Annotated in this window: 14 protein-coding genes and 1 riboswitch; all 14 genes read right to left on the reverse strand. The window is 45.4% G+C overall.

The features are described 5' to 3' along the window. Nucleotides 1-32: 32 nt before the first annotated feature. A complete protein-coding gene (locus EJP82_RS21970) occupies nucleotides 33-995 on the reverse strand; it encodes a serine/threonine protein kinase (RefSeq protein ID WP_127194216.1) in 963 nt (320 codons plus the stop codon). After that, complete coding sequence (locus EJP82_RS21975; protein WP_170220271.1) at nucleotides 958-1704, reverse strand: VWA domain-containing protein; 747 nt, start codon at nucleotides 1702-1704, stop codon at nucleotides 958-960. Before EJP82_RS21975 ends, EJP82_RS21970 begins: the two co-directional genes overlap by 38 nt. Nucleotides 1705-1908: 204 nt before the next feature. Next, nucleotides 1909-5622, reverse strand: a complete 3714-nt coding sequence (locus EJP82_RS21980) for a non-ribosomal peptide synthetase family protein (protein ID WP_127194218.1) — start codon at nucleotides 5620-5622, stop codon at nucleotides 1909-1911. Between the two features lie 32 nt (nucleotides 5623-5654). Beyond that, a complete protein-coding gene (locus EJP82_RS21985) occupies nucleotides 5655-7418 on the reverse strand; it encodes a methyl-accepting chemotaxis protein (protein WP_127194219.1) in 1764 nt (587 codons plus the stop codon). Nucleotides 7419-7588: 170 nt separating this feature from the next. Next, a riboswitch (cyclic di-GMP riboswitch) is annotated at nucleotides 7589-7680 on the reverse strand. A gap of 145 nt (nucleotides 7681-7825) precedes the next feature. Then, nucleotides 7826-10330, reverse strand: coding sequence for a stage II sporulation protein E (gene spoIIE / locus EJP82_RS21990; protein WP_127194220.1), 2505 nt, complete (start codon nucleotides 10328-10330; stop codon nucleotides 7826-7828). 397 nt (nucleotides 10331-10727) lie between these two features. Further along, nucleotides 10728-11231 (reverse strand): S1 domain-containing RNA-binding protein, encoded by a 504-nt coding sequence (locus EJP82_RS21995; RefSeq protein WP_127194221.1) that lies wholly within the window; start codon nucleotides 11229-11231, stop codon nucleotides 10728-10730. Between the two features lie 113 nt (nucleotides 11232-11344). After that, a complete protein-coding gene (locus EJP82_RS22000) occupies nucleotides 11345-11692 on the reverse strand; it encodes an FtsB family cell division protein (RefSeq protein WP_246054383.1) in 348 nt (115 codons plus the stop codon). A gap of 18 nt (nucleotides 11693-11710) precedes the next feature. Next, nucleotides 11711-12280, reverse strand: a complete 570-nt coding sequence (gene yabQ / locus EJP82_RS22005; protein WP_127194222.1) for a spore cortex biosynthesis protein YabQ — start codon at nucleotides 12278-12280, stop codon at nucleotides 11711-11713. Beyond that, nucleotides 12277-12558 carry a sporulation protein YabP gene (gene yabP, locus EJP82_RS22010; protein WP_127194223.1) on the reverse strand — a complete coding sequence of 94 codons (282 nt, stop codon included), beginning with the start codon at nucleotides 12556-12558 and terminating at the stop codon, nucleotides 12277-12279. Before yabP ends, yabQ begins: the two co-directional genes overlap by 4 nt. A 118-nt stretch (nucleotides 12559-12676) precedes the next feature. Beyond that, nucleotides 12677-12958, reverse strand: a complete 282-nt coding sequence (locus EJP82_RS22015) for an RNA-binding S4 domain-containing protein (RefSeq protein ID WP_127194224.1) — start codon at nucleotides 12956-12958, stop codon at nucleotides 12677-12679. Further along, a complete protein-coding gene (locus EJP82_RS22020; protein WP_127194225.1) occupies nucleotides 12958-13230 on the reverse strand; it encodes an HU family DNA-binding protein in 273 nt (90 codons plus the stop codon). Before EJP82_RS22020 ends, EJP82_RS22015 begins: the two co-directional genes overlap by 1 nt. Before the next feature lie 184 nt (nucleotides 13231-13414). Further along, entirely contained in the window at nucleotides 13415-14911 is a 1497-nt protein-coding gene (yabN, locus tag EJP82_RS22025) for a bifunctional methyltransferase/pyrophosphohydrolase YabN (protein WP_127194226.1), read from the reverse strand. A gap of 511 nt (nucleotides 14912-15422) precedes the next feature. Next, nucleotides 15423-17084 (reverse strand): putative polysaccharide biosynthesis protein, encoded by a 1662-nt coding sequence (locus EJP82_RS22030; RefSeq protein WP_127194227.1) that lies wholly within the window; start codon nucleotides 17082-17084, stop codon nucleotides 15423-15425. 205 nt (nucleotides 17085-17289) lie between these two features. After that, on the reverse strand, nucleotides 17290-17832 hold the full coding sequence (gene spoVT, locus EJP82_RS22035; protein ID WP_127194260.1) for a stage V sporulation protein T: 543 nt from the start codon (nucleotides 17830-17832) through the stop codon (nucleotides 17290-17292). Between the last annotated feature and the right edge of the window lie 237 nt (nucleotides 17833-18069).

Raw genomic sequence — 18069 nt, forward strand, 5'->3', positions numbered from 1 at the left:
TTCCCTTGGTTGCTTATGTATTCTCCAGATAGTTAGAATCGAAGGGTCAAATAAACTGCGCAGATGAGTAAACTAAGCGATACTACAAATGCTCCTACCATCCACCTAGGTGTCGAACGTCTTATCCTCTTTCGCTGGGTACGCGCCCCCAATGTGAGCTCTTTCCATACAGCACAAGATTCCCTTGTATCACGAAAATCTCCCATGATCGCCCGCTTGAGCCATTCCCGATAAGGAGCAAGCGATGGTTCGCTACCGACGATTGCCAACAAATCAGTATGACTTCGAGTTTGCGGGAGCTGATTAGCTGCCTTCTTTAGAGAATCCTCCGCCAACAGATGTATGCATACGACAGCAAACGAGAACCAATCATACGATGGTTCAGCCGTCCGCCCACCTGCTCCCCAGAATCCACGGTCATACCATTCCGTAAACTGCTTCACGCTTCGTCCCATCCCACTAACGCCGCCAAAATCAATCAATTCGACTTCGCCGTAAGGTGCGACCAGTACATTCTCTGGCTTCAAATCACCAAATACCCAACCTGTTTCATGCAAAGACCGCAATTGTTGCAATAAATGTAGCCCGACAACCTGCATCCATTTCCCGCCCTGCTGGGCAAGAAAAGTACGAAGAGGTTGTCCCTTTACATAGCGCATGACGTAGAAAGGAATCTCTCTTCCCTGAAGTGAATAATCATCCACTTCCACCAAGAAAGAGGGATTCCGTTCGGCCGCCACTCGTCGCTTACCCTGCTGTTGCAGAGCTTTCAGCACGTTGATCTCCGATTGTATGTCAATGGTGTCAAAGCCCATCTTGAGCGCATACAACTTGGCACTCTCCACCTGCTTCACCAAATATACGATTCCATTTGCTCCCTGCCCCAGCAGACGCTGGATGAGGTACCGACCACCATTCCAACGTCCGATGACCATCGTCCCTGGCGGTAAGCTCGATTTATATGACGGAATCACCGAGAACTCCTTCTCTTTCATAAGACTCCTCCGGCCATAGCCCGTGTCCATTTCTATTAAGTGTACCATAACGGAAGAATTCCATCACCTTCAAGATGGCCGGTCCAGTTGGAGTAGCACCTCTCATAGCGAGCCGTTGAAAGATCGATCGTGCCGAGCCTAAATCTACCGTCCAATCCACATCTAACACCGCGTCTTCACCACTACGATGACCAGGGAAATGGAACACGGCTAACTTACTTTCTCCCTTCCGCGCACCAAGACTCAGCATCATATCTCGTATTGCGTCTTCTACAGCAGCTAACTTTGGTTTCATGCTAGCGCTAACATCGATTAACAAAGCTACCTGCAAAGGGCTTGTCTCTGCCATTTCATCAATGACCTCTACAACTTGAGAACGTTTATCCGGAGGTAAGTCCTCTACGGACTGATCACCTAAAATATGTCTTATCTCTCTATTAACCGCCTGCTGAATAGTCTGAACCACCGTCTTCCGGGTCAGCATCTGCATCGTTTGAGCTAGCTTTTCCGTACCTGATAATTGGCTCATTCCGCCACCAGCTTTAGCAATCTCCGCTATTTCGATGCTTCCCAATTCACCAATCGTACCGTAATCAACAATTCCAACCACATTCACCGTAATTCCATCTTCCCGAGCTAAAGCTGCTGCCATAACCGGACTTTCTCCCACATTAGAGCATCCGTCCGTAATAAGCATGATTTGCTTCATTATCATCCCGCCTTTCATCTTCTTTGTCCGTGACTCTCTCTTCTCTATCATTTCCAGAGATGAACAAATTCAAACCATAGAGAGCCAAAACAAAAGACGGGAATATATAACGGGTAAGATGCAAGACCAAAAAGAACCTGAGGTTTTCCCTCAAGTTCTCTCTGCTCGAACTGGATTACTTGCTCCTACTGAAGATACCCATATTTACGGTTGTTCAAAATAACCAATAGATATAGCATATTGAATCATCCGTGTGAAAAACGAGCGATCCATCTGCTGACATGTAACATTGGATCCTCTCAAATATTCGATCGTTTGCGGGCAAGTATACCTGTAAGGACTATTCTTAGCTCCGTCCCCTTCAAGCTGAGCCATGGCTAGCTCCAATCCACTGGCATCCTTAGGTTGACTACTATCCAACAGCCATGATTCATAATCCCGAATATCCATAAGTTCAATGTAATAGCCATATTCTCTGAAGTTTTCAATCATGTCGACATACGGAACCTGAACAGGATTACATATGTGGAACATTCTGCCCACGGTCCCCTGATGGAGCGCCAAAGAGATAATCGCTTCTCCTGCATAGTCTATCGGCGTGATATCTACCTGCCAGTTAACCCGCGGTGCTTTCTTCAATAGAATCATAGCTTTCAGCATTCTATAAAAAGCATTACTATCAATATTCCGTTGGAATACGCCCGTTTGCGAATGACAAGATAGATTGCCTACTCGATAAACGGTTGCCGCAACACCTTCCATTTCACAAGTACGTACAACCAGCTTTTCTGCTTCTAGCTTGCTGTTCGTATATACACTATCGAGAGAGACCGAATGATCATACGACTCCCTACTCGTGAACTGGTCCCATTGGCCGCTCAAGGCTAATTCTTCTGGAATTCCTACTGTTGAGACAAAATGGAAGCGAGCATTTCGTTTGCCTCTGACCAACCCTAGCAGGGAATATGTACTCTCAACGTTCACCCGATTGAAATACTCTGCCTCACCGAAATGCTTCACTTCAGCTCCGCAATGAATAATAGAATCCACTTTCTGCCGTAGCAATTCAGTGTTAGTCACCGTTAATCCCAAACTGTACTTCTCCAAATCACCCTGAACGACAATGACCTGGTTCTCCAGCTTCTCTATTATTTCTTGACCAAAATAACTACTCATCACATGGGTAAGACGTTGACGTGGTTCCTCCCCTAAAGACGGACGGACCAAACAGTAAACTACGACATTGTCCTTCCGGTTTAGCAACTCGTATAGAAGTCGTGATCCTAAATACCCCGTAGCCCCAGTTAACAGAATATGCTGCTGGCTGTATTCTGTATCCTTGATGAATGGATTAATAAAGGAGAGTGGATATTCAGCTAGATCCCTAATCTCACCATTGTCCTGGTCCATCTCATCTTCAGGAGCCGATTGGTTCAATGCGGTTACTCTCTCTGCCAATTTCTCAATCGTAGGAAATAAGAAGAAGTCGTTTATTTTTAATCTAGGGAACTGTGGTTTTAACTTGACTAATATCTCCAATATTTTTAGAGAATGCCCCCCAATTTCGAAGAAATCATCCTGAATGCCTATATTTGTACGATGAATGGCACTCTCCCAAGCGGTAGCAATTTCTCGTTGCAGATCGTTCTGAGGAGCCATATAATCTGCGTCCTGTTCATCCTCGGTTACCACTTCAAGCAGCGCTAGTTGCTTACGGTCTATTTTGCCGGTAGGGGAAACAGGTAACGACTCCACAGCATAAAAATAGCTAGGAACCATGTATACAGGAACCTTGGTCTTCAGGAATTGCACTAGCTCATTCTTCGTTAGGACCTCGCCCGCCTTCGAAGTATAGAATGCGACTAACATTTTATTACCGTCAGCATCTAACTTAGGGATCACAACCGCATCCTTGATGTATTCATGCTTAGCCAGATTATCTTCGATTTCCCCAATCTCGATTCGAAAACCTCTGATTTTTACCTGCAAATCCTTCCGGCCCATGTAGTGAATACCATCCTCTTGCAATTGCACCAAATCCCCAGAACGGTAATATTTCTTACCTGACTCTGGATGAACCGGATCTAATACAAAGGCCTTCTCGGTCAATCCCGGCTGGTTCAGATAACCTTTAGCCAAACCAACGGAGTGGATCAATAGCTCGCCCATGACGTTCAGCGGACAAGGTTGGTTATGTTCATTTACAATTAGCACTTCGTAGTTAGAGATGGGTTGACCAATACATACGCTCGATGTGTGTTCAGGAACTACATAATCAATGGTATGCGTAGTCGTCACAACTGTAACTTCTGTTGGCCCATAAGCGTTCACGATCACGGGATTGTGATGAAGTTTCTGCTGAAATGTCCGTACGACCTCTCCAGTCAACGCTTCGCCACCAATAACAAAGCTTTTGATTCCCGTATATTTCAACGCATCCTCATCAATGAGATAAGTGGATAATTGATTGAAAAATACAGTTGGCAAAATACCAATTCGTGTTGCTCCCGTATATTGAATAGCTGAAGTGAACATTTCCACCGAAAAACGCTCTTCACCCGTCAGCAAATGTAATCTAGATCCGCTACAAAGGGAACTGAATATATCGTACACGGACGCATCAAAGCTGAATGTAGAATACTGTAGAATGACATCCTGCTCACTGAGTTGCAAATGGTTCACCGTATCCACTGCCAGGTTAATCACCCCAACATGAGGAATTAAGACACCCTTAGGTTTACCCGTAGTGCCAGAAGTATAGATAACATAGGCTACATCATCCCCTGTGACAGATACATTACAAGGATCATCTGAATATCCATCAAGACCCGTATCCATACAAAAAATGGCATCGTCTAAATTTCTCCCGGCAAGCAGCGTGGTTAATCGAGCGGTATAGCACTCTTTTGTAATGACAACAGGACAGTCTGTATCGGAAATAATATAGGCGTTCCGATCATCTGGATGCTCGGGATCAAGGGGAATATAAGCTCCCCCAGCCTTCAAAACACCTAGCATAGCAATCACAGCTTCGATACTTCGCTCCATGAATATCGATACAAATCCGCCTTTAAACAATCCCCGCTGTTGTAGCATATGAGCCACTTGATTGGACAAATTATCAAGTTGTCCATATGTGAGCTCTTGCGGGCCGGATGATAAGGCAATACGATCACGGAACCGCCGCACGGTCTCCTCCAGCATAGCAGGAACATTCAAAGCGTCAGGCAATACTGTAGACGTATCATTAAGTTTGTCATACGCATCCTTATCTTCTTCCGTAAGAATAGGAATGCTTGCTATAGCAATGCTGTCATCGACCAGCGAGGTTTGAACAATACATTGATAATGACCTGCGAACTTACGAATCGTACTCTCTTTGAATAAATTTTGATGATAGGAGATATCAATCGTCCATTGACCATCTCCTTTGTTCACATACCAGTTTAAGCAACTAGGTGCGTAGGTTCTGTCTACTCCATATAGGGTCTCTATAATTGGAGAATGTCCTATAATGTGCTCAATTTCACTTAGGGATAGAGGAGTAGAATGGTCTACTTTGAGCTTAGCGGATAGCTGCTGGTACAGCTTTCTAAAGGAAATGTTCCCGTTAATAACCATCCGTACTGGCATCAATTCTCCGTTACTTCTTTTTACTCCAACAATCTGATCTTCTTCTCCACTCATTCTATAAAGGAATATAACATAGCAGGTTAACATCCATGTCTGCAAATCGAAATGTCCCTCAAAATGACCCATTTGATCTCTGCTAACATCCAGTATAAAAGTCGTTCGCTTAATCTCTGTAACGGATAGATGTTTGGGATAATCAGTGAACATATTCCATCCTGACAAAGGTGGTTTGAACTCATTGATCCAATACTCTTTGGTCTTTTCTGATAACAGTAGGGTATTCATCGGTATTTGCTCCTTAGCTCATCTATGCTGATCTATAATTTCAGTCCGGCAACAAGACTCTCCAGCTTCTCTGAAATTTGATTCATTTGCTGTGCAGAATCTACAATTTTATTGGATGAAGAACGCTGCTCTAAAGCTCGTGTCTTGATTTCATCGGATACAGCCGCATTTCTCTCTGCCAATTGGGCAAGTTGTTTGATCGCTGCTGTAATTTGCTCCGTCTCTGCAACCATCTCTTCCGTTGCCGCAGATACCTCCTGAATTTGACTCGTCACCGCATCTGTAGCCATCAGAATTCCACCAAACAATTCACCCGTCTGTTGTACAATGTTGATGCCGACCTTAACATTCTGCTCACCTTCATTGATTGATTTAACGGCTGTCAGGGTTTCCTGCTGAATGTAATGAACTAAATCTGTAATCTTCTTAGCTGAGTTACCAGACTGTTCCGCAAGCTTCTTCACTTCATTAGCAACAACTGCAAAACCTCGTCCGTCTTCACCTGCTCTAGCCGCTTCAATGCTGGCATTAAGCGATAATAGGTGGGTTTGCGTAGCGATATCTGTAATTACCTGCACAATTTCCTCAATCTCACCAGAACGTTCTTGTAAACGTTCAATGGAAACGACGGAATTCATTACAGATTGATGAATAGAGTTCATCTGGTTCATTACTTTTACGACATTGTCATTACCTTGCTCCGATTGATCTCTCATTTGCAGAGAAGCTTCGGATACGGAGGAAGTGCTTCCAGCGATCGTATTGACCCCTGAAGTGATTTCCTCAAGTGAGGTTACCCCTTCCGAGATGGATTTGCTTTGCTGCGATACCTTCTCAGAGATCTCCTCAATATTTTCGGTAATAGCCAAAGAGTGCCCATGATTTTCTTCCATTGTTGTCGATAGCACTTTAGACTGTTCTGCAGATTGAATGGAAACCGACTTTATCGTAGTTACTAAAGTATTAATATTGGCTACGGTTGAGTTAAACTTCGCATTTACCTGACCAAGCTCATCCTGACTTGTCTTTAACTGCACGCTAAAATCACCCTGGCTAAGTTTATCCAGAGCTTGCATTAAATCCTTAACTGGAGCAAATGTACGTTTGGTAGTCCAGAACTGGAATATCAAAATTAAGATAATGGTTATAATCAGTGCAAGTGTAGTATATTTCAACAAATCCTGCTTACCTTTCAAGATCAAACTAGCGTCAATATCCATCCCCATATATGCAAACACCTTGCCCTGCTCATCCTGAAAAGGATAGAACACGGTTAGCCAGGTTCCATAATCATCCTTATAAGGTTTAGTAAAAGTAATCTCTTTGGTCTTAAGTAGTTCCTTTACTCCTTCAATATGAAAATCTACTTGTCCCAGATTATCACCCAAATTCAAGCCTTCTCCAGCAAACATATCCAGAATGGCTGTCGGGAAAGCAATCATCAACGTCTTGTTGCCTTCTACAATCTCTGAGCCAAAGATATATCCTTGGGCAACATTAGGATGTGTCGCTGACAATTCATCAAATATTTCGGTTACTTTCTTCTGGATAGCTGAATTCCTGTCCGTGCTAGCCATAGCTTCGGCCGCTTCTGCGGAGGTGATTTTGTTCTTCCACGCCTCCATGACTAGTTGTGAATCAGATTCCAATTGATTGGTAAGAACCTTCCCTTGAATATAATAACTAGCTGTAATTAAAATAGCTCCCGTTAAAACAACAGAAAGACTAGCCAGTAGCATGTTCTTAAAAACAATACTTCTGTTAGTCACAATCTTGAATACATTATGTAACTTCATTTTATGTCTCCTCATTCGTATCTTAGTATGAATCTATTTGAATCTATTATGTAGGTCTTGATGGCTAAACTTTCATCACCATACCTATTCCCCCTTCAATGTCTAAACTTCTAATATTCCGAGAACAAAAAAAATGACCCATAGCAAAAAACACCATAGATCACCAATTTTTGTGCAACTGGCTGACATCTCCCACCAAGGCAGGAAGGAAGTCCCTATAGCTTTGCGTCACTACTTTTCAGTAGTTTTGCCGAAATATTTAATTATTTGAGAATAGATTGAAAAAAATAGTTACAAAAACAAAGATAGTTCTATTTTACTTCATTCCCCTAAACTATTCCATATTTAAAAAATATACTAAAGGAATTTTATGGATTTACCTTACTGGGTCAGCACATATAATTAATCTAGCTCACGGTACGAGGTCGCTCTAATCTACTGATACCTGGTATATTGAGCGTTGCCCATTGCGGGCGTAAGTGATCAACCTTCACTACCACAACGGTCATATCGTCTAGGATGAGATTTTGCTGATATCGAATGACTGAATCTAGCAGTCGGTCAGCCATCTCCTGCGGCTCTTCCTCTTGAATTTCTTGGATCAATCGTTTGATCCACAATTCCTTATTCACAGCGTGACCTGGGGCATCATAAATTCCGTCCGTCATCATAATCAGTGTATCCCCCGGGTACAATTGTACGGTTACCAAGTCAATTTCAATCTCCTGTATAATACCAATGGGTAAATTGCTGGCTGATACAGGAATCACCTCTTGCCCACGCTTGATGAAACTTGGCGAGGATCCAATCTTCATAAATGTAGTCCGGGCAGAATATTCATCGATCAGCGCCAGGTCCACCGTGGCATAAATCTCATCCGGTGATCGCAGCATCAGAATAGAATTGACCGATTTGATGGCCAGGGTCTCATCCATACCGGATTGCAACAATTGCTCGAGAATACTTAGAGCAGTACTGCTCTCCATCCTCGCCCGCTCCCCATTGCCCATACCATCACTGATCGCTACCGCGTAGGTGCCGTTCCCAAGCTCCATGGCGCTAAAGCTATCACCTGAGAGTAAATCGCCACCTTTAGCTGCACCCGCCACCCCGGTAGTAATCTCATAGGTCTTGGCTGACCCAAAAGTTACACATGCAAGGCCTTCTCTTCCGCCAAGCGAAGTTTCATTGATAACTGCAATATGTTCAACTAGAATATCCGACAATAACGGAGCTATAATCTTCCGGCATTCGTCGTACCCACGAGTATAAGCATGTACAATCTCGATCTCTACGTTCCCATGATCCAGATTAACAATATCGATACTTTGGATGGATAGACCCATTTGCTCCAGTGCTTCCCTAATCTGTTCCTCCTGCCGATACATCGCTTGTCCTTCCCGCTTAATCTCCTTGGCCAGGTCTTCCATAACCTGCGAGACACCCGAGAGCTGCTCAGCCACAAGCTGACGACTATCGTATATTTGCCGTTTCCAATGCATATCATGTTGGTAGAGGTCGTACTCATGCTTCATCACTTCTAATACTTGCTCCGTCTTAGAGCAAATTTTGCCCCACTTTGGAGGGAGCTGCTCCTTGCTCAAATTCGGCTTATCTTCAATCATTGTCATCATATCGGTCATATATTTATAGGTTTGATAGAACTTACCATCCCAGCATGAATTGCGGCGAAAGCAGTTCCCACAAACTTCTTCCGTCACAGAATTCATGAAGTGCTCCATATCCCTGTTATGTCTCGCCATCTCACCAGAACCTGAGGTAACCCCGAAACTGTGAGATAACTGTTTAAATACATGTGAAAATTTCGTTACCCGCTCTGCAGTAATATCTCGTACACGCTTCGCATATTCTTGCTGTGTATTGATATGATCCTGCGTGCCAGGAACATATTTGGAGATGGCGCTAATTAAACCTTTTGGCGTCAGAAGAAACATCCCTACAGCGATGCAACTCTCCCAAGTTGAGGACAATACATCGGCTGGCCCCGTGAGATAGATGGACAAGATAGAGGAACCCAGTAACATCCCGAAACCGACTGCCCATTTACGTCCTTCGCGTAGCATTCCAGCCAACATCCCTGAAAAAGCTAGTAGACTCATTTGATAGAGTGCCGATGTATCAGCCAAACTAAGAATCAATCCGGTAACAACGCCAACCGACGCCCCTAGCGGTGCACCGCCTACTAGGGCAAATATAAGAATCAAATATCTCGATAGTACATGCTCTATGGATAACCCACTAATTTCCCAACCAACCGAACCAGTCATTACGGAAGCCAGTAAAATAACGAGACATAAAATTTCCTCATTACGCAGTTGATACGTTTTCTTGCGATAAGTCAGGATTGGCAGTGCCTGAATAAATACCAAAGTGAGCACAAAGCTTAACACTGCATCCATTACTATCATGGTCATGGCATACCAAGTAAGGGACGGACCAACGATAGCATTAAACAGACCTACGAAAAAGGTGGACGTGAACACCATTAACGGCGCATAAGATATATCCGCCCGATCGAACGACTCTACTCCTTTGTGGATCAAATAGAATATGAGCAACTCTGCAGCAATAACGATGACATGATTACCCTGAACGGGTGAAAATAAAGCTCCAGCAACCATCGACGCTCCAGCTAAGATGGCGATATCCCGGCGCATAAACATAATCACTGCGAAGAATGCGGCAGCAAACGGAGACAATTCCCCTAGGATTGTTGCTTTGCCTAGCAAAAAGCCCATGAACATCAGTAACCAGTTCCATTTATTTGCCCCAAGGATTGTACTGAATTTATTCACGATGGGGATGCTTGTCCACCCGTTCCACCACGTTGTCTTGATCGGCTCCTTCGCCTTCTTCATCCCTGGGAATGAGATGACATTCCACTTCTCCATCGTCCCGGCACCACCTATTCTAGTTTTTATAAGGTATGTCCCATTATAGGAGGGCGAAGATGGAAAGTTTGTCAGATGTCCGCATAGGTACAAAAGAATTTTCCGACAAATTGAGAGGGAATTACGAAACACCACGAACGTAGACGCACACTGTATCTGGCTTTCCTTATACGCCTTTATGTTCGCACATATTTGCATGATCTCTACAGAAGAATATCAACTCCTCACGCTGAGATAACTGGAATTGCGTAATAACCTGTCGGCAAAAGAGGGAAGACGACAAAAAAAACATGGATGGGTAATGGAGGCACGAAGTTTGCCCTAATTTCAAAATAAACACAAAAAACCGTAGGCAATCGCAATTGCCTACGGTGGGTTTAATATATAATTTGCGGAATTATACTCGTTTGGCTCCGCGTCCTCCGCGTTTGCCTTCGGTGTTCTTCTTCAGTGAAGAAATACGTTCCTCACTATCTTTAAGGAAACGTGACACCTTATCTTCAAATGTAGCTTTACCAACAGGGGGTTTAAATGAACGACCTCCCCGATCTCGGTTAAATCCACCACCACCACCGCCGCCACCACTTGGACGGTCTCCATCTCTTCCGCCACCTGGCGGTCGATCAGGCCTTGGTGCACGAGGCGGTCTAGCAGCCTCTACTGGTTTGTCTACAGTTTGCTTAATGGATAGTCCGATCTTACCGTCCTTATCGACATTAATTACCTTCACGGTAACCGCGTCGCCTATCTTCAGATGATCGTTGACGTCTTTAACGTAATTGTCGGCGATTTCCGAGATATGAACGAGACCCGTGACACCTCCTGACAGATCCACAAATGCTCCGAAATGCGTGATGCCTGTCACTTTTCCTTCTAACTTGGTGCCCACTTCTATTGCCATAAAATGAAATGATCCTCCCTTAAAAATATACAGTCAGTTCTCACAGTCTTGACTGCGGTGATTTGATTATACCGAATGACTCAAACAAGGTCAACAGACGTATATCCCTTAAGTCAATCATTCCCCGTCTCTGACTCCGATACCCGGACTGGAATTTCTCCTGGTTTGTAAAGACCGTATTTCTTCATTGCAATTTGGCCGATATATTCGGGATCTTGAAGGCGGTTTAATTCATATTGTAATTGATTCAAGCTTTGTTGACTCTTTGTTAAGGAGGCCTGTCTCTCCTCAAGCTCTTGTGACTTCGCTTCGATCTCCCCAGATTGGGCTATGAAAGTATATCCCGCCCAACCGAAGAACAGGATCATACACCCCATCCATAAACGAAGCCGCCTGCGTGCCCCGGTAGAACTAGAAGAAGCTTGGCCTTTGTTATTGGATTTCGTCTTAACTGAGCTCACCTGGGCACCTCCAAACCATCAATTCTTACCGAACCATTGTTGCCATATTCTAATTATCCGCTGTTGTATGTAGCGAAAGCCATCTATAATTCGAAGACGCTTTACAATTGGTCTAGTTGTCCATATTAAAAGTTTCCAAAGCGGCAATAACGTGATCCGTCCAAGAAACAACAATATGATCCCAACAAAACCCAAAAGTAATTTCATTAGTTTCAACAGCCATAGTATTGGAGCAATTAACAAAATCTGAACTACTCTTACCGTTATTGCATAAATTTGTCTAACTATCCTAATTAACATTACCACAAAACGTTCTGTTATAACACTGAGGAACAAAAAATAAGCCCAAACTCCTATAAACAGCCCTAGGAAGACATAGAACCTCAGTTCACCATGATTACTGTGATAAAGATTTCGAAATACGAACAACGAGGCGGCAATCCAATAGATCAAATCCAAAGTGTGGACACTCCAGCGCGGGAAACGAAGTTGTCCCGATATCACGCGATAGCTGTCAAAGGCAGTCCCCATGATTAACCCAGAGAATAACATCCACAGTAGGGTGGCCCACTGCATCTGTAGATTCATCGGAATAGCTTACCCATCAATCCCTTGCCCGATGACTTAGAGCCAGGATCCAAATAGGACAGAGAATTAACCAGGCCTTCGATACTGACGAGTCCCTGCTCCAAATTTAAATTCTTAATATGCAGATTTTGGCCGCGAATCGTTAAATGCCCAAGCTCGGTCTGCAGCAGGAACTCCTCACTGTCGAAGCTCTCTACATTGAGGACACCGCAAATCTCCAACAGCTTTCTTTGCAGTAAATGCAGTTCCTGACGTTTTCCTTTACTTTGTTCGATCATGGCATGTACCCCTCCTTCTTACAGATAGCTTATGGAGGGGATGCTGCCTTTAGAACTCCATATAAAGAAAGAAGCATGCCTCAGAATAACAAAGGCATGCTTCTTAAAGTCCAATCATTCAGGGCCAGTCTAACCCGGTTTCCTTCACGATCGGTTCTTCCTTAACCAAGGTATACATGGTGGCAGCGTCTTCCTTACGAGTTGATTCAGCTAGTCGGTCGACAGAAACCGTCACCAGCTTCTGGCCAAATTGAACGGTAATTTCATCGCCAACTTTGACCGCACTACTCGGTTTAGATTCACGCCCGTTGATCAGAACTCTCCCCTGTTCGGAGATATCCTTCGCCACCGTGCGACGCTTGATTAACCGCGACACCTTCAGGAATTTATCAAGACGCATTATTTTACAGCTTCTTTAAGTTTGTTACCTGCTTTGAAAGCTGGAACATTCGATGCAGGGATTTCAATTGTCATACCCGTTTGTGGGTTACGGCCTGTACGACCGGAACGTTTACGAGTTTCAAAAGTACCAAAGCCGATCAATTGTACTTTGTCTCCGTCTGCAAGTGCACCGGTTATTTCACCGAGGAATCCATTTAATACAGACTCAACGTCTTTTTTGGTCAAACCACTTTTACTTGAAATGTTGTTGATTAGGTCTGTCTTGTTCATTAATAATGCCTCCCATATAGTTAAGAAAATAGGTGATATGCAGCAGTATAAACAGCGTAAGCTTGGTACAACCGCTAGAATATCTTGTATGAATATTCTTTCTTGAAGCCCGAATTCCTGCTCCAAAGTGATAAATATTTTGTTTTTTTCGCAAAATTAGACGAAATTTAGTATTTCCTGCATATTATTGTATACCTTTGGCCTTAGCTTCATCCCATAAATTGTCCATTTCAACCAAGGTACTCTCCCGCGGTGTTTTCCCCCGCTCACGCAGTATCTCCTCTACATATCCGAAACGCCGTACAAATTTGAGAATCGTCAACGATAGTGCTTCTTCGGGATCGACCCCAATAAAGCGAGCTACATTAACAATCGAGAATAACACATCACCAAGCTCCCTTGTCTGCTCAAGTGGATCAAGCCCACCTTGCACCGCATCCTTAAGTTCACCCAGTTCTTCCTCGATCTTAGACCAAGCCCCGTCGATATGATCCCAATCAAACCCTGCCTTAGCTGCCTTCTTCTGTAGTTTATATGCTTTCATCAAGGCAGGCAAATCCCGAGGCACACCATCCAGTACAGAGAGCTCCTCAGGCCTAATGCCTTTTTGCCGCTTCTCCTCCGCCTTCATAGCTTCCCAGTTGTTAAGCGCCGCCTCAGCATCCTCAGCACTGAGCTCTCCAAATACGTGAGGATGACGATATAACAACTTCTCATTCAGCTCTTGAACGACATCATATACTGTAAATGCTCCGGTCTCCTCTTCAATCTGAGAGTGAAGCATAATTTGCAGCAACAGGTCACCAAGTTCTTCACGCATATGATCCGGATCATCATCATCGATCGTCTCTAGAACCTCATAAGTCTCCTCAATCAGGTTCTTGCGGATCGATTGATGCGTTTGCTCGCGGTCCCACGGACAACCCTCAGGGCTACGAAGGATAGTAACAATCTCATGAAGCCGCTGAAAGCTTCGAATCCGCAAATTATCATCCTTACTCGCCGGAACGTATACGAGGGACAGATTTCCATACCCTTCCGTACGATCAAGCTCATAGAGTGGCACCGTAATGATCTGTTCCTGTTCATCTACCCCAAGCGCATGACCAATAACGACTTGATAGTCATCAGGATAGATTTCCATCAGACTCAGCTTCACTTCTGAGGCCGTAAAGACATCATATACTTGTCCAATCAGCGTATGCATCCGCGGATCAATATTGGCGGGTGATAACCCTGAGGCATCAAGCAATTGGAATCCTTCGATGGGATCAAATCCAAACCGAAGGAAGGCCTCATCAATAAAGCTCTCTCCACCGATAACATTCAGTTCGATCTCTTCCTGCGGGCAACGTTCCCTGAGTAGCTTTACTGTGGCTTCTGCTACCATCGGATGACCCGGGACGGCATATACAATCGCTTTGCCCCCAGATTCTGATTTAGCACGCGTGATGAGTCTCTCTGTAATTTCCTTATAGACGGAGGGAAAGTCCGCTTTCTCCTCGTATACCTCATCAAATGATGAGAAGGTTACTCCTGTCTCTTCCAACCATGTAACAACGGGATGATCCTTCGTACGTACATACCGTTCTTGCGCAACTTGAAGCTGTTTTAAGCTTCCCAGAGTCAGTCGGTCGGGATCGCCGGAGCCTAGTCCAACAACTGTAATGATGGCGCTCATTCTTTCACACTCCTGTCCCGCAAATATAAAAGCAGCGAATAAGTATACGTACCGACTTATTCAAGTCTGCCTCAAAGGCGGGTCAAATTCTTGTAATTACTATACCACTAGTTCCGGTCGTTTACTAAAACCTAAGGTGCATGAGGCGAAGGTGCCTTGTCACTGAAAAGAATGTAAAGCTAACAGAGGCCGCAAGGCACCAAAAGTTAGGGTATTGTAAGTGCCGTTAGGCGCGATGAAGGCCGTGCAGGGGCGGCAGAGACTGCATACGGCCAGAAATGCCACAAAAGCCGTTAGGCCCAGTGAAGGCCGTGCAGGGGCGTCACTGAGCGCGAGCGACCCCGAAATGCCGTGAAGGCCATTAGGCGCGGTAAAGGCCTCTTAGAGGCGGCAGTGACTGTGGGCCGACCTCATCATGCCGCAAAGCCGTCAGACACGACGAAGGCCGCCCAGGCGCCAGTTGCGGCCGTGTCCCGGGGCAAGCGGTAGTTCGGGCGAGAGCGTTAGGTGCTTAGCGCAGCAGCCCCAGACGCCGAAGCGCGCTTAGCAGCTTCGGCCCAACGCGCGGCAGCGCGGACAGCTCCGCCTCGCTCAGCAGGCGCGTCCGCAGCACAGCTGCGGCGAATACGGCTGCGCCGAGCAGCACGCCGAGCAGACTCTCCGCAACCGCCGCAAGGCGGGTATGCGGCAGCGAGGCTGTGGCGAAGCGCAGCAGGGCCAGTGCCGCGGCGAGCGCAAGCGCCGCGACAGCAGGGCGCAGCAGCGCGTCACGGACGCGCAGCGCGATCCCTGCGCGTCGTAGCAGTAGCGCGAGGTTCAGCGCGGCTGCTACAGCGTAGGCGACGATGCCGGCGATAGCGGCACCGTCAGGGCCTAGCTGCGGCACGAGGAGCATGTTCAGCACCAGCTTTAGCACAGCTGCAGTAAGCAGGTGTAGCGCAGGCGCTCGAACGTAGCCAAGGCCTTGAAGCAGGGCAGCCGTTACAGTAACGAGTGCTCCAGGTGCCGCAGTCCATGCAACCCAGGCCATCGTTCCACTGCCAGCCACATCACCGTACAGCATCACATTAATCGGCTCAGCTAACATGGCCAGACCAATTGAGGAAGCTAGACCTATCAGCCAGAACCAACGCAGCGCCACACTCGACTGACGCCGAATCCCCTCAAGGTCGCTTCTCATTTTCAACTCCGCCAGAGCGGGAATAAAGAGCACAGAAAGCGAAGTTGCAATCATAGTCACTAGTTGAACTAGAGGAATCCCCCGGTTATATATACCAACCTCTATCATCGCCCCTATTTCGCCCCCGCTCCCTCGAAGTAGGCGCGGCAATGTAAATGTATCTACCAGGCTAATCAAAGGCACGGCTAGCGAAGCCAAGCAGATCGGGATCGCATAACGAAGCATACTCCGTAGAAGCCCCCAACCCCGTTCCCCTTTATCCAACGATGTCTCACGAGTGCTCTTAGGGTATTTCTCCGCAGGGGAGACTGTTACCATTTGGATCTTGCTCTCGCCTCTACTGTACCTACGCCAATACATCAGCATAACAATAAGTCCCGCTACTCCGCCCGCAGCTGACCCAGCTAAAGCCCCGCCCGCGATCATATCATCTGAGGATCCTATACCACCCAAATAAACTAACAAGACGATCATAACCGCTACCCGAACAGCCTGTTCAATTACTTGGGAGACAGCCGTGGGCATCATATCTTGCAACCCTTGAAAGTATCCGCGCATCGCTGCGCTAAGCGGTATAAATAACAGCGCTGGAGCCGAACTCCTTAGCGCCGGAATTAACTGACTACTTCCAATCAGACGCGATAGAAAAGGAGCCCCAAAATACATAAGAAAACTACTTGCCACACCTAGAATAGCCATCACTATTGTAGCCATCCGAAGTACTTCTCGTTTGCCAGCTTCCTGCCCTACAGCGTGACGCTCCGCTACAAACTTCGAGATCGCTGTTGGAAAGCCCGCCGTCGCCAGCATGAGCAAAATCGTATAAAAGGGATAAACGGTGTTATAAATCCCAAAGACACCGTCGCCCCCTATATTCTGTAATGGAATCTTCTGCAGGGTACCAAGCAACTTGGTTACAATCGCTGCCAAGCTTAGCACTGCTGCCCCTTTAAGCAACTTAGAGGGTCCTGTTTGTTGATTATATTCCTTCATGAGTTCCCTACTTTACGGAGAAATTCTTATAATGACCTAGTACTGAGATCCATTATATGACGAATTGCCTCCTCCGTAAAAGCTAAGCATCTCACTTTACCCTTATAAAACGACAAAAAGAACACACTCCCGTGTAATCAGGGCGGCTTGGCCAATCTGATTGACGGAAGTGTGTATGTAGCAAAATTTTTATGTCAGGAGACATTTACTGCTCCATTTGTTTAGCTAGAAAACCAGCAGCTGTTTCAGCCATTTTTGACTCAAGCTCAGACATCTTGACGGAATCATCTTTGTTCAAGAGAATCACAGTACCGATTGGATCTCCCCCTGAAATGATGGGCGCCATCACAAATGAAGAAATGTTCTCTGGGTGGTCTTTATTAATTTCATAAGTTCCCGAGTTTACTTCGACAATAATCTTACGGCCTTCCATACAATTCTCTAACAACATGCTAATCTGCTTATCCAAATATTCCTTCTTGGATGCTCCTGCCACGGCAATCAATGTATCCCGGTCAGAGATTAGCGTAATATGACCCGTACTCTCAAATAATGATTCAGCGTATTCCTTGGCAAAATCGCCTAACTCACCAATTGGTGAATATTTCTTCAGGATAACTTCACCATCACGGTCCACAAAAATCTCTAGTGGATCCCCTTCTCTAATCCGCAAGGTGCGACGGATTTCCTTAGGTATTACCACACGGCCCAGATCATCGATACGGCGTACAATTCCAGTTGCTTTCATTTTATAAGTTGCCCCGCTTTCTAAAGAAGTTTTGAAATACGATACGGTGTAACGGATTTTATTTAACCCGCACGTTATTACAACATCATGAGCTTCGTATAACCAACTTAGTGATGTTTGTAAGAAGTGGTGGGATTCGGTTACTGTGATTCTAACCATAGTATTCATCCGTTTTCAGCGACTTATTCATCCGATTTATCGATGAATTTTGAAACGTTAGTCCCTTCGCAGAGACAA

It is taken from the genome of Paenibacillus anaericanus (assembly GCF_003994475.1).
Lineage (GTDB): Bacteria > Bacillota > Bacilli > Paenibacillales > Paenibacillaceae > Fontibacillus > Fontibacillus anaericanus.

What these genes read in the sequence shown, in the direction of transcription:
- yabP (WP_127194223.1), bottom strand. Translation starts at nt 12,558, where the DNA reads ATGATCGAACAAAGTAAAGGAAAACGTCAGGAACTGCATTTACTGCAA.
- spoIIE (WP_127194220.1), bottom strand. Translation starts at nt 10,330, where the DNA reads ATGGAGAAGTGGAATGTCATCTCATTCCCAGGGATGAAGAAGGCGAAG.
- EJP82_RS21975 (WP_170220271.1), bottom strand. Translation starts at nt 1,704, where the DNA reads ATGAAGCAAATCATGCTTATTACGGACGGATGCTCTAATGTGGGAGAA.
- EJP82_RS22015 (WP_127194224.1), bottom strand. Translation starts at nt 12,958, where the DNA reads ATGCGTCTTGATAAATTCCTGAAGGTGTCGCGGTTAATCAAGCGTCGC.
- EJP82_RS21980 (WP_127194218.1), bottom strand. Translation starts at nt 5,622, where the DNA reads ATGAATACCCTACTGTTATCAGAAAAGACCAAAGAGTATTGGATCAAT.
- yabQ (WP_127194222.1), bottom strand. Translation starts at nt 12,280, where the DNA reads ATGAATCTACAGATGCAGTGGGCCACCCTACTGTGGATGTTATTCTCT.
- EJP82_RS22020 (WP_127194225.1), bottom strand. Translation starts at nt 13,230, where the DNA reads ATGAACAAGACAGACCTAATCAACAACATTTCAAGTAAAAGTGGTTTG.
- yabN (WP_127194226.1), bottom strand. Translation starts at nt 14,911, where the DNA reads ATGAGCGCCATCATTACAGTTGTTGGACTAGGCTCCGGCGATCCCGAC.
- EJP82_RS21970 (WP_127194216.1), bottom strand. Translation starts at nt 995, where the DNA reads ATGAAAGAGAAGGAGTTCTCGGTGATTCCGTCATATAAATCGAGCTTA.
- EJP82_RS21995 (WP_127194221.1), bottom strand. Translation starts at nt 11,231, where the DNA reads ATGGCAATAGAAGTGGGCACCAAGTTAGAAGGAAAAGTGACAGGCATC.
- spoVT (WP_127194260.1), bottom strand. Translation starts at nt 17,832, where the DNA reads ATGAAAGCAACTGGAATTGTACGCCGTATCGATGATCTGGGCCGTGTG.
- EJP82_RS21985 (WP_127194219.1), bottom strand. Translation starts at nt 7,418, where the DNA reads ATGAAGTTACATAATGTATTCAAGATTGTGACTAACAGAAGTATTGTT.
- EJP82_RS22030 (WP_127194227.1), bottom strand. Translation starts at nt 17,084, where the DNA reads ATGAAGGAATATAATCAACAAACAGGACCCTCTAAGTTGCTTAAAGGG.